Here is an 11,667-nt window from a genome sequence, read left to right on the forward strand (position 1 = left end):
GGCCCGGCGGCCTCTCGGAGCTGTTCAGGCACGCCGCTGGGCCGGACCCGCGCGAGAGCTCAGACCTTGCCGACGACCTCGGCGGCGCCGGGCACCTCGTTGATCGAGCGCTGCTTGGGGCCCACGTAGTTCGCGCTGGGGCGGACCAGCCTGCCCGTGCGCTTCTGCTCCAGGATGTGGGCGGCCCAGCCGGCGGTGCGGGCGCAGGTGAACATCGAGGTGAACATGTTCGACGGCACCTCGGCGAAGTCGAGCACGACCGCGGCCCAGTACTCCACGTTGGTCGCGAGGACCCGGTCCGGCTTGCGGGCGTGCAGCTCCTCCAGCGCGGCGGTCTCCAGCGCGGCGGCGACCTCGTAGCGCGGCGCGCCCAGCTCCTTGGCCGTACGCCGCAGCACGCGGGCGCGCGGGTCCTCGGCCCGGTAGACCCGGTGGCCGAAGCCCATGAGCCGCTGGCCCTTGTCCAGCTCGCTCTGGACGTACTTGCGGGCGTCGCCCATCTTCTCGACGCCCTCGATCATGTGCAGCACGCGCGCGGGGGCGCCGCCGTGCAGCGGGCCCGACATCGCGCCGACCGCGCCCGACAGGGCGGCCGCGACGTCGGCGCCGGTGGAAGCGATCACGCGGGCGGTGAACGTCGAGGCGTTCATGCCGTGCTCCGCGGCCGACGTCCAGTACGCGTCGATGGCCTTCACGTGCTTCGGATCGGGCTCACCGCGCCAGCGGACCATGAACCGCTCGACGATGCTCTCGGCCTCGTCCACGCGCTTCTGCGGGACCATGGGCAGTCCCAGGCCGCGGGCCGACTGCGCGACGAACGACAGAGCGGTCACCGAGGCACGTGCGAGATCGTCGCGGGCCTGGTCGTCGTCGATGTCGAGCAGCGGCTTGAAGCCGTAGGTGGGCGCCAGCATGGCCAGCGCACTCTGTACGTCTACTCGGATGTCGCCGGAATGGACGGGAACGGGGTACGGCTCCGCCGGGGGAAGTCCCGGCTGGAACGAGTTGTCGACGAGCAGGCCCCAGACGTGTCCATAGGAGACGTTGCCTACGAGCTCTTCGATGTCGACGCCCCGGTATCGCAGGGCGCCCCCTTCTTTGTCCGGTTCCGCGATCTCGGTCTCGAACGCCACCACGCCTTCGAGCCCGGGTTTGAAGTCGGACATTCTCGGCCGCCTCCCTCTCTTGTGAAGTCCAGAGCCTTGATGTCGAGATACCGGCGGGTCAATTTAACCCGCAGCGCCCGGCTGTCGCGCCCCCGGCCCTACCGAACGGGGTTCTCCCTGGTGGGGGCCACCGCTCGAGACGTATGCCGAGCAGGCGAGAATACCTTTCCGTGGACAGCGCATCGCACCTCCCCGGGCTCCGGCACAGTTACGAAGGTGAGCCCCTGATCGAGTCCGGCATGGCCGCGGACCCGGTGACGCAGTTCGCGCTGTGGTTCGCGGACGCCGTCGCCGCGGGCCTGCCGGAACCGAACGCCATGGTCGTGGCCACCAGCTCCGCCGGTGGCCGCCCCTCCGCACGCACCGTCCTCCTCAAGGGGTTCGACGAGCGCGGTTTCGTCTTCTTCACCAACTACGAGTCTCGCAAGGGCCGCGACCTCGGTGAGAACCCGCGTGCCTGCCTGCTGTTCCCGTGGCATCCCATCAGGCGGCAGGTCCGGGTGGAGGGCTCCGTCGTACGGCTCCCGCGCGAGGACAGCGCCGCCTACTTCCACTCTCGCCCGTACGGCTCCCGCATCGGCGCGTGGGCCTCCCGCCAGTCGGCGGTCGTCGAGTCGAGGGAGCAGCTCGACGCCAGGTTCCGGGAGCTGGCCGCCCGATGGCCGCAGGACCCGCCGCTGCCGGACTTCTGGGGCGGCTTCCGGGTGGTGCCCGCGGAGGTCGAGTTCTGGCAGGGCCAGACCGACCGCATGCACGACCGGCTCCGCTACCGGCGGACCGGCGCGTCCTGGACGCTGGAGCGCCTCGCTCCCTGAGGGCACGCCCGACCGATCAGAGCAGCCCGGCCGCGACCTTGAGGTCGGTGAGGAAGCCGGAGTACGCCTCGTCCCGGTCGGGTGAGCGCAGGATCGCCGAGGGGTGGATCGTCGCCACGTAGTAGGCCCCCTCACGCCGGGGGACCGGCTCCCCGCGATGCCTGGTGACGCGGAAGTCCGGGCCCAGCAGGGCCCGGGCGGCGGTGGCCCCCAGCACCACGGTCACCTCCGGGTCCACCAGGCTCATCTCGGCCTCCAGCCAGGGCCGGCAGGCGTTGATCTCTCCCACCGTGGGCTTCTGGTGGATCCGGCGTTTGCCGCGGGGCTCGTACTTGAAGTGCTTGACCGCGTTGGTCACGTACACCGCCTCGCGCTCGATGCCGGCCTCCTCGAGCGCCTTGTCGAGCAGGCGCCCCGCGGGCCCGACGAACGGCGCGCCCTCATGGTCCTCCTGGTCGCCCGGCTGCTCGCCGACCAGCATGAGAGACGCATCGGGCACGCCCTCGCCGAAGACCGTCTGAGTGGCGGCGCGGTAGAGATCGCAGCCCTCGCAGTGGCGCGCGGCCTCCCGGAGAGCGGGCAGGCTGATATCCACCGGAAGGAATCGCTGCGCTCCGATGTTTCCCATCCTGGGTCGCTTCCCCAATAGGGTCGGCTGCGAACGCGGGGGAGGTCGTAGCATCGATTTACAAGGACTGGAGGAGCCTTGACCGCACACGGCCTGATCGACACGACGGAGATGTATCTCCGGACGATCTTCGAGCTCGAAGAGGAAGGCATCGTGCCGCTCCGCGCGCGCATCGCCGAGCGCCTGCAGCAGAGCGGCCCGACTGTCAGCCAGACGGTGGCGCGCATGGAGCGCGACGGCCTGGTCAAGGTTGAGGGAGACAGGCACCTCAGCATGACCGAGCTGGGCCGGACGCTGGCCATCCGAGTCATGCGCAAGCACCGCCTCGCCGAGTGCCTGCTGACCCAGGTGATCGGCTTGCCGTGGGAAGAGGTCCACATCGAGGCGTGCCGGTGGGAGCACGTCATGTCGGAGTCGGTGGAGACCCGGCTCGTGAACCTTCTGCAGAACCCTCGCGTGTGCCCGCACGGCAATCCGATTCCGGGTCTCGACGAGCTGGGGGTGCCGCAGCCCGGTTCGACCGGAGATGAGATGGTGTCACCCATGGTGACCCTCGCGGGACAGGCCCCCGTGCCCGTTGTAGTGCGCCGAATCAGTGAACAAGTGCAAAGCGACCCGGCCCTGATGCTTAAACTCAAGCAAGTTGGGATACAACCCGGACGCGAGGTGACGCTCGCGGCGAGCGACAACGGTGTAACGGTGACAGCTGATGGTGAGGTGGGGACCACGACCGCGGATCTTCCGAGGGACGTCGCCTCACACGTTTTTGTCACCAGACGATGACGGAATGAGTTGTGCCTGGTTGAATCCCCTAGGGAGTCCTTTCATTTCTCGCGACCCAGCCTTCGCAGGAGCGCCCGTGCCCGGCATAGCGAACCCACCTCGTCAAGGGACGGTCGTGGCATGAGGCGATGGGGAGATCTGTCACAGGACGCCGACGACCACCTTTCCGCCGGATCCGTGCTCGACCACGCGGAGATGGCCGTGGTCGTGACCGACCGCTTCAGCAACGTCCTGTACTGGAACCCCTTCGCCGAGCAGCTGTTCGGCCGCGTGGGCGCGTCTCCGGGCAAGGAGTCGCTGCTCACCCTGGGGATCACGGAGAAGGACCATCCGCTCGCGGCCGAACTGGCCAAGCACGTGCTGCGCGGCAACGTGTGGGAGGGCACGTTCGACGTGGCCCGCGGCGACGGCACGATGATCTACGTGCGCGCACAGGCCGTGCCGCTGCGGCACCCCTCCGGCTCGGTGAGCGGAATCGTGATCACCGCGCGCGAGGCGATGCGCAGCAACGAGCGTGAGAAGGACCGCTTCGGCCTGCTGGAGCGGATCGGCGAGCGGCTCGCCGGCTCCCTGTACGTCGAGGAGACACTCGACCGGGTCGCCGAGATGCTCGTCCCGCAGTTCGCCGACCACTGCTTCATCGAACTGGTCGAGGCCGACCGCCTGGTGCGCAAGGTCTCCACCCACGTGAACGGCTGGACTCCGCCGCCGGACACCTGGCGGCCGGTGGGCGCGGAGATCAGATACCCGCTGGGGCACTACGCCGAGAGCGCGCTGCGCCGCCAGGAGACGATCCTGGTCGAGGACTTCTCCCAGGTCAGCTACCCGGCGCCGAGCGAGGGCGCGGCCCGGCTGTGCGGTGAGATCGGGATGACCTCGGCCATCGTCGCCCCGCTGTGCGTGCGCGGCGAGACGCTCGGCCTGATGTACCTCGGCATGTCGAATCTCACGAACCGGCGCTCGCCCCACTACGACACCTTCGACCGCGACTTCGTCGGCGCCATCGCCACCCGTGTCGCGCTCGCCGTCGACAACGCGCTGCTGTTCGAGGAGGAGCGGCACACCGCGGAGTCGTTCCAGAAGCACCTGCTCCCACGCCAGTTGCCCACGCTGGACGGCCTGGAGATCGCCGTCCGCTACTACCCCGCCGCCCCGCTCGCCTCGCACGGCCAGGGCATCCAGACCCAGGTGGGCGGCGACTGGTACGACGTGATCCCGCTGTCGGCCGGTCGGGTCGGCATCGTGATCGGCGACGTCGAGGGCCGGGGGGCCAAGGCGGCGGCGGTCATGGGCCAGCTCAGGGCCGCGTTGCGGGCCTTCGCGCAGGACGACAAGCCGCCGGCCGACATCCTCGCCCGCCTGGACGAGTGGACCCGGGTGGTGGCCGCGCCCGAGCACGACGACTTCGGCGCCGACATCACCAACCCGCCGATCGTCACCTGCCAATACATGGTGTACGACGCGTGGTCGAGGCAGCTGTCGTTCGCCAACGCCGGGCACGCGCCGCCGCTGCTGATGGTGGACGGCGAGGTCAAGGACCTGGAGATCAACGAGGTCGGCCAGCCCCTCGGGGTGCGGGCCAAGGGCGTGCACGCCGACCTGGTCTACAAGGAGGAGACAAAGGAGCTGCCCCCCGGCGCGACCCTGCTCCTCTACACCGACGGCCTGGTCGACCGCAGGCCACCGCGCGACTCCGCCTCGAGCGCGCCGGACGACGACGAGGCGCTGGGCATCCTGCGCGAGAAGCTGGCCAAGGCGTCGGGGGAGTCCGTCGAGCGCATCGCCGACCTGGCCACGGTGGCCGTCCCCGGCGAGATCGACGACGACATGGCCATCCTCGTCGTCCGCGCGGCCGGCACGGAGCTGCAGTCCCAGGAGCGGACGTTCCCGGCTCAGCCGATCATGGTGAGCGAGGCGCGGCGCATGGCGTCCGAGGCCTTCGCCAGTTGGCAGGTGCCCGAGGAGCGCGCGGAGCTGGCCTGCCTGCTCGTCTCCGAGGTCGTGACCAACGTGGTCCTGCACGCCGCCAGCGCCAGCGTGCCGCGCCGCGAGCTGGTGCTCGACGGGCCGCCGCTGCCGTTCGACGAGTCGTGGGACGTGCCGGGCTTCGAGGAGGAGATCGCGGGCGACAAGGAGTTCACCCTGCGGCTGCGCAGGGGCGCGGAGTCCGTCTGGGTCGAGGTCTTCGACCAGGATCTCCGCCTGCCCCGCATCCGCAGCGCGGGCGAGAACGACGAGGGCGGCCGCGGCCTCTACCTCGTCGACCAGCTGGCACGACGCTGGGGCTCCCGCCCGACCCGCGAGGGCAAGGCGGTCTGGTTCGAGATCCCCATCGGCGGTCGTTAGGTCGTGTCGCGCCCCCGGTATGGGGGCGCGTCACGTCAGTTCTTCTGCTGCATGCAGCTGTATCCGGCCGGGCGCTCGGGTTCGAGCGTCACCTGCCGCAGCACGGTCGCCTCCATGGAGATGCGGAAGGTCTCCTGGTGCGCGCAGTCGTACAACGCGTACGCGCCCTCGCGTTCGCCGAGCAGCAGCACCTGCACGCCGCCGCGCAGCACCTTGCCGCTCTCGCGGTCGTTGAGCACCACCCATTGGTCCTGGAAGCCCACCATGGACAGGAGGATGCTGGCGGGCCTGCCCTTCTCGGCGACGGCGAGCGCGTCGCTCTCCATCTGTCCCATCAGCGCGAAGCCCAGCCCGATGCCGGTGAACGCGGCGACCACGATCTTCATGCCCGCGCGGCCGGTGGGACGCCGCCGCAGCAGCCGGAACGGCACGAGGAAGGCCAGGGCGCCGATCACCACCGAGGTGATCACGATGCCGGCCAGCGAGGCGCCCTCGCCCAGCCCGAGGTAGCCGAGGAAGCCCCAGTAGCTCGCCCCGCACCACAGCGCGCCGGCGGCCGCGGCGGCCCACGGACGGGTGCGTACGGCCTGCGCAAGGCGGAACAGACGGCCGAGAGTGGCCTTGTCGAGCAGCCAGAGGACCGCCACGACGACACCCGCGAGCAGCGTGCCGCCGATGATGAGCAGGACCAGCGTTCCCACCAGGCGGCCGAACATCGTGGCCTGGTCGATTCCCGCCTGTTCCGGGCTGATGTCGAAGATGCCGTAGACCTGCTGGATGCCGAGGTAGAGCAGCGCGTAGAGAGCGATGGCGATCGGCACCACGACCGATCCGCTGCGTTCCAGCAGATCGACGACGCCGGCTTTCACGTCCGGCTCCGGCAGGTCGGCGTGGCCGGTGTGCTCCTCCGGCTTGGTGATGGTCATCGTGTCGTGCGTCCCGCCTGTGGTCGTTGTGCCGGAACATGATTGCAGCCGGAAACGACGAGCACGCACCGGGTCCGCCCGGACGGGACACCGGATGCGCGTCGTGGGCGCCGGCGCTTCTTTCCGGCCGTGCGTGGTGCTTGACTCGTCGGTATGGAGCTCGCCCACGACCGCCGCGGCAGTGGGCCGCCGCTGATCCTCCTCCACGGCATCGGCCACCACAGGCACGGCTGGGCGCCGGTCCTCGACCTGCTCGCCGAGCGGCACGATGTCATCGCGGTGGACCTGCCCGGTCACGGCGACTCCCCGCCGCTGCCGTACGGCACGCCGTACAACGTGGAGACGCTGGGGCGGGCGGTGCGGGGGTTCTGGACCGGGCTCGGCCTGAGCCGGCCGCACATCGCGGGTAACTCGCTGGGCGGCTACATCGCGCTCGACCTGGCGTCCTGCGCCGACGTCCGCACGGCCGTCGCGCTGTCTCCCGCCGGGTTCTGGTCGCGGCCCGAGTACGCGTACGCGCGGGCGGTGCTGCGCCTGCTGCGGCTGGGGGCGCGGGCGGACGGGCTGCCCGCGCTCGCGGCCGGCACGGACGAGGGCAAGGCGCTGGTCATGGGCCTGCTCGTGGCCCGCCCCGGACGGCTGCCGGGTGCGGCCGTGCGTGCGGCGGCCGAGGCGCTGCGCGACTGCGCGGGATTCGAGGAGACGCTGGACTCGCTGGCGTGGGTCGCGCCACCCGCGCCGCCCAAGGTGCCGGTCACGATCGCCTGGGGCGAGCGCGACCGGCTGCTGCCGCGCCGCCAGGCCGTACGGGCGGCGCGGTGGGCGGGGCAGCGGGCGCTGCTGCTGCGGGGCTGCGGCCACCTGCCGATGAGCGACGACCCGGAACTGGTCGCCCGGGTGATCACCGAACGCTGCGGCGATCCCCGCTGAGCCGTCTTCCGATGCCGCTTGTGCCCACGGGCACGCGGCCGCGGGGAATCCCACGCATACTGATCAGTGTGGACACCGGACTCATCCTTCTGGTCTTCCTGGCGCTCCTGTTCGCGTGGCTGCTGAACAAGGTGCGCCGGTTCTTCCGGCTGAGCCCGGTGGCCTACGGGGGCGTGATGGTCGTGTTCGTGGTGGCCATGCTGTTGATCTGGGGGCAGCAGCGCGGCTGAGGCGGGGGTCAGAAGCCGAACGACCGGCCGATGATCTCCTTCATGATCTCGGTGGTGCCGCCGTAGATCGTCTGTACACGACTGTCGAGCCAGGCCTTGGCGACCGGATACTCCAGCATGTAGCCGTAGCCGCCGTGGAGCTGGACGCACCGGTCGACGACCTTGTTCTGCAGCTCCGTCGTCCACCACTTGGCCTTGGCCGCGTCCACCGCCGTCAGCTCCTTGGCGTTGAGCGCGCGCACGCACTTGTCCACGTAGTGGCGGGCGATCTCCACCTCGGTGGCCAGTTCGGCCAGCAGGAACCGGGTGTTCTGGAACTTGCCGATGCTCCGGCCGAAGGCCGTGCGGTTGCGGCAGTACTCGATCGTCTGCTCCAGCACCGTCTCCGCGGCGGCCACGGCCGCCACCGCGATCGACAGCCGCTCCTGCGGCAGGTTGTTCATGAGCTGGAAGAAGCCCTGGCCCTCCTCGGCGCCCAGGAGGTTGGCCACCGGCACCCGGACGTTCTCGAAGAACAGCTCGGCGGTGTCCTGCGCGTGCATGCCGACCTTCTCCAGGTTCCGGCCGCGGGTGAAGCCCTCCATGCCGCGCTCCACCACCAGCAGCGAGGTGCCGCGCGCGCCCGCCGAGGGGTCGGTCTTGGTCACGACCACGACGAGGTCGGAGTTGATGCCGTTGGTGATGAAGGTCTTCTGCCCGTTCACCACGTAGTGGTCGCCCTCGCGAACGGCGGTGGTGCGGATGCCCTGCAGGTCGCTGCCGGCTCCCGGCTCGGTCATGCCGATGGCCGTGATCAGCTCGCCGGACGCGAAGCCGGGCAGCCAGCGCTGCTTCTGCTCGTCGTCGGTCAGGTCGACCAGGTACGGCGCCATGATGTCGTTGTGCAGGCCGAATCCGAGGCCGCTGGCGCCGACACGGATGATCTCTTCGACGATCACGACGTTGTAGCGGAAGTCGGTGATCCCCGAACCGCCGTACTCCTCGGGGACGGCGAAGCCGAACATGCCCAGCTCGCCCGCCTTCTTCCACACCTCGCGGGGGACGATGCCGTCCTTCTCCCACTGCGCGTGGTGGGGGACGACCTCGCGGGCCATGAACTCACGGACGGTCTCGCGGAAGAGGTCGTGCTCCTCGTCGAAGAGGTCTCGCCGCATCGGGTACGCCTTCCGGCTCAGGGTCTGTTGGCGGCACCAGAATACGATTCTGGTGCTCCTCAGGTCAGCGTCGCCTTCTTGTACGGCTGGTCACAACTCCGACACCATCGCGATAACGACCCCTTTGACCACTTCCGTACCCCCTAAGATCTACCTTCGGTTTGCTATAGGCCCGCCCGGACGGACCTGTGATCGGAGTATGCGGTGAAACGGTGGAGAGCTGGTCTCCCTAGGACCATGGCTGCCCTGGCCCTCGGCTTGGCGGGTACGGCGGCGATCGTCGTGCCGTCGGTAACGGCACAGGCCAATACCGCCGACCTCGTTGTGGACTACGCCTGTCAACAGGGCGTCGCCACCTCGGGCTCGGGCACCGTCTATCTTCGGACGAAGCTCACCGTCCCCACCACGCTGAATGTCGGCGATCCGCTCACGGTCGCGTGGAAGCTCAACTACAAGGACGCGACGCGTCTCGGAGCCCCCGCGCGGTTGCCCAACGGCGGCCGCATCGAGGTGACCGGACGGGTCAACCTCACCGGCAGCTGGATCGGGCAGCTTCAGCCGAAGGGTTCCGTGGACCAGCCGGGAGCGATGATCAAGGGCACTCCGCTCAAGCTGCCCGACAGCATTGCGGACTTCGCCTACACAGACCGAGAGGGCACCCTCACGGTCAAGCCCGGCAAGTTGTTCATCGACTTCCGTCCTCCCGCCTCCGAGGTCATGGTCAACGACGACGACTCGGCGATCACCTACAGCGACGGCTGGGAGAACCTCGAAGGGCAGCCGAGCGGGGACAACGACTACCACCTTGACCTGCACCGGACCACGGTGGCCGGAGCATGGGCGTCCTTCACGTTCACCGGCACCGGCGTGGACTACGTCGGGCAGCGAGACCGGCGCGCTGGACCGATCGACATCGACGTCGACGGTCAGCCTGGTACTCCGCCGCGCATCGACCCCTCGACGAACGACGACGGTACCCCGGTGAACGACGCCAACAGGGGTGGGCAGACCCTGTGGAAGTTCCGCGGTCTTAAGTACGGCGAGCACACCATCACGATCAAGAACGTCGAGGACGGCAAGTGGGGCCAGCTCGACGCGTTCCGTGTGGTCACTCGCGAGCTGGCCAACCCCCCGCAGGAGTACCGCGCCGAGTGCACGCTCATCAGCGCGCCGGTCGCGGTCCAGGTGACGATTGGCGGCGGTGGCGAGAACCCGGTCAGCCCGTCGCCGGACAGCTCGCCCGACGCGTCTCCCGACGCGTCTCCGTCTCCGGACACCTCGCCCAGCCCTTCGGGAAGCGTGTCGCCGAGTGGTTCGCCGAGTCCCTCGGGCAGCCCGTCCGCTTCGGCGTCGCCGGGCGGTCAGTCGCCGTCGCCTTCGCCGAGCAGGAGCCCGAACCTGTCGGCGACGCAGAACTACGTCGTGGCGGTGGTCCCGCAGGGCAGTCCGTCGCCGACGGCGACGAGGACGGTGACGCTGACCGCGACGCCGACCGTGGCTCAGGTGGCGGTCACGCCACAAGGTGGAGCGCAGACCGGTGAGGCTCCGGAGCGGATGGCCGCTTCGGGAGTGCTGCTGATCGGCTCGGGCGGTGCGCTGCTGGTGATCGGCATGCTCAGCGGCGTGGCGATGCTGCGACGCAGGGCGGCACACGCGGGCGAGCGGAGCTGAGGAGGATGACGATGAACGGGACTCCCGACGGTGGCTCCGCTCCCGTCCCGGACGGGACGGCGAGCGACGCCACGAAGACGCGTAAGCCGCTGCCTCAGCCGGTCCTCGCGACCCTGCTCGTGGCCGGGTCGTTCGGCGGCATCGCGGCCGTGATGGCCGGCGTGCTCGTCGCGCTCAGCCCCTCGGATCCGCAGGAGAGCGGACCGGTCCCGGGCGGGCAGGTGCACGTCCAGGACGCGGGCAGTGTGGCCCTGCTGCCGCCGACCGTGGGCCCGGGCGGGCCGGGCGTGCCGCTGACGGCGGCGGACCCCACCGCGCCGCCGCCGCTTCCCGCGATCAAGCCGATCGCCCCGCTGACCTTCACGAGCGCCGCCTCGTCGTCCTCGACGCCGCTGTCGTCCTCGTCGACCGGCACGAAGACGACGACGACCAAGAAGGTCACCGGCAGGCCGCTCAAGATCAGCATCCCGGCGATCGGCGTGAAGGCCACCGTCGGCTCGGTGGGCGTGGACAAGTCCGGCGTCATCCAGACGCCTCCGCTGAGCAAGCCGAACCTCACCGGCTGGTACCGCCTCGGGCCGGCCCCCGGCGACCAGGGCCCGGCGATCATCCTCGGGCACGTGAACACCCGCAAGGGCGCCGCCGTCTTCAGCCGCCTGCGCGAGCTCAAGCGCGGCAACAAGATCGCGGTCATGCGCGCGGACGGCAAGATGGCGATCTTCACGGTGGACGGGATCGAGCAGGTCAGCAAGTCGACGTTCCCGACCAAGCGGGTCTACGGCAACACGATCTCGTCCTCGCTGCGGCTGATCACCTGCGGCGGGGTCTACAACGCCAAGCAGCACCACTACACCGACAACATCATCGTCTACGCGACGCTGACGGAGACCAAGGGCAAGTGACCCGCGAGGTGGGGGGGGGCCCGCCGGCCCCGCGTTAATACACCCCCCCCCCCCCGGGCGGGGGGGCCCGGGGGGCGCGCCCGGACGGATAGGGCGATCGGGGGGGTGGGGAAGAG

11 protein-coding genes are annotated in these 11,667 nt (G+C 70.0%); 7 read left to right on the plus strand and 4 right to left on the minus strand.

The genetic code is table 11. The features are described from left to right. Window positions 1-59: 59 nt before the first annotated feature. Window positions 60-1,166, minus strand: a complete 1,107-nt coding sequence (locus AB0J39_RS33900) for a citrate synthase 2 (RefSeq protein ID WP_363472265.1) — start codon at window positions 1,164-1,166, stop codon at window positions 60-62. A gap of 170 nt (window positions 1,167-1,336) precedes the next feature. On the opposite strand from AB0J39_RS33900, the gene pdxH reads away from it, so the two are divergent. Then, on the plus strand, window positions 1,337-1,981 hold the full coding sequence (gene pdxH / locus AB0J39_RS33905) for a pyridoxamine 5'-phosphate oxidase (RefSeq protein ID WP_346227501.1): 645 nt from the start codon (window positions 1,337-1,339) through the stop codon (window positions 1,979-1,981). Window positions 1,982-1,997: 16 nt separating this feature from the next. Here pdxH and AB0J39_RS33910 read toward each other — a convergent pair whose 3' ends face one another. Beyond that, window positions 1,998-2,576 carry a UdgX family uracil-DNA binding protein gene (locus tag AB0J39_RS33910; protein WP_363472267.1) on the minus strand — a complete coding sequence of 193 codons (579 nt, stop codon included), beginning with the start codon at window positions 2,574-2,576 and terminating at the stop codon, window positions 1,998-2,000. Window positions 2,577-2,687: 111 nt separating this feature from the next. On the opposite strand from AB0J39_RS33910, the gene AB0J39_RS33915 reads away from it, so the two are divergent. Together AB0J39_RS33915 and AB0J39_RS33920 are read left to right on the plus strand one after the other, a co-directional pair. After that, window positions 2,688-3,392 (plus strand): metal-dependent transcriptional regulator, encoded by a 705-nt coding sequence (locus AB0J39_RS33915; protein ID WP_363472269.1) that lies wholly within the window; start codon window positions 2,688-2,690, stop codon window positions 3,390-3,392. A 120-nt stretch (window positions 3,393-3,512) separates the two neighbouring features. Continuing rightward, window positions 3,513-5,738 carry a SpoIIE family protein phosphatase gene (locus tag AB0J39_RS33920; RefSeq protein ID WP_363472270.1) on the plus strand — a complete coding sequence of 742 codons (2,226 nt, stop codon included), beginning with the start codon at window positions 3,513-3,515 and terminating at the stop codon, window positions 5,736-5,738. Between the two features lie 35 nt (window positions 5,739-5,773). Here AB0J39_RS33920 and AB0J39_RS33925 read toward each other — a convergent pair whose 3' ends face one another. Further along, window positions 5,774-6,664, minus strand: coding sequence for a hypothetical protein (locus tag AB0J39_RS33925; protein ID WP_363472272.1), 891 nt, complete (start codon window positions 6,662-6,664; stop codon window positions 5,774-5,776). A gap of 153 nt (window positions 6,665-6,817) precedes the next feature. Here AB0J39_RS33925 and AB0J39_RS33930 point away from each other — a divergent pair, with 153 nt between their 5' ends. Continuing rightward, the gene (locus AB0J39_RS33930; RefSeq protein WP_363472274.1) at window positions 6,818-7,594 is read left to right on the plus strand and encodes an alpha/beta fold hydrolase; all 777 of its coding nucleotides are present in this window, start codon (window positions 6,818-6,820) and stop codon (window positions 7,592-7,594) included. A gap of 68 nt (window positions 7,595-7,662) precedes the next feature. Beyond that, the gene (locus AB0J39_RS33935; RefSeq protein ID WP_169988820.1) at window positions 7,663-7,824 is read left to right on the plus strand and encodes a hypothetical protein; all 162 of its coding nucleotides are present in this window, start codon (window positions 7,663-7,665) and stop codon (window positions 7,822-7,824) included. A gap of 8 nt (window positions 7,825-7,832) precedes the next feature. Here AB0J39_RS33935 and AB0J39_RS33940 read toward each other — a convergent pair whose 3' ends face one another. After that, window positions 7,833-8,978: an acyl-CoA dehydrogenase family protein gene (locus AB0J39_RS33940; RefSeq protein WP_363472276.1), complete on the minus strand. Its 1,146-nt coding sequence runs from the start codon at window positions 8,976-8,978 to the stop codon at window positions 7,833-7,835. Between the two features lie 237 nt (window positions 8,979-9,215). Here AB0J39_RS33940 and AB0J39_RS33945 point away from each other — a divergent pair, with 237 nt between their 5' ends. Both AB0J39_RS33945 and AB0J39_RS33950 read left to right on the plus strand, forming a co-directional pair. Further along, the gene (locus tag AB0J39_RS33945; protein ID WP_363472278.1) at window positions 9,216-10,649 is read left to right on the plus strand and encodes a hypothetical protein; all 1,434 of its coding nucleotides are present in this window, start codon (window positions 9,216-9,218) and stop codon (window positions 10,647-10,649) included. A gap of 11 nt (window positions 10,650-10,660) precedes the next feature. Next, window positions 10,661-11,551 (plus strand): class F sortase, encoded by an 891-nt coding sequence (locus tag AB0J39_RS33950; RefSeq protein ID WP_363472280.1) that lies wholly within the window; start codon window positions 10,661-10,663, stop codon window positions 11,549-11,551. The last annotated feature ends 116 nt before the right edge of the window (window positions 11,552-11,667 follow it).

The organism is Microbispora sp. NPDC049633, assembly GCF_040675265.1.
GTDB lineage: Bacteria > Actinomycetota > Actinomycetes > Streptosporangiales > Streptosporangiaceae > Microbispora > Microbispora maris.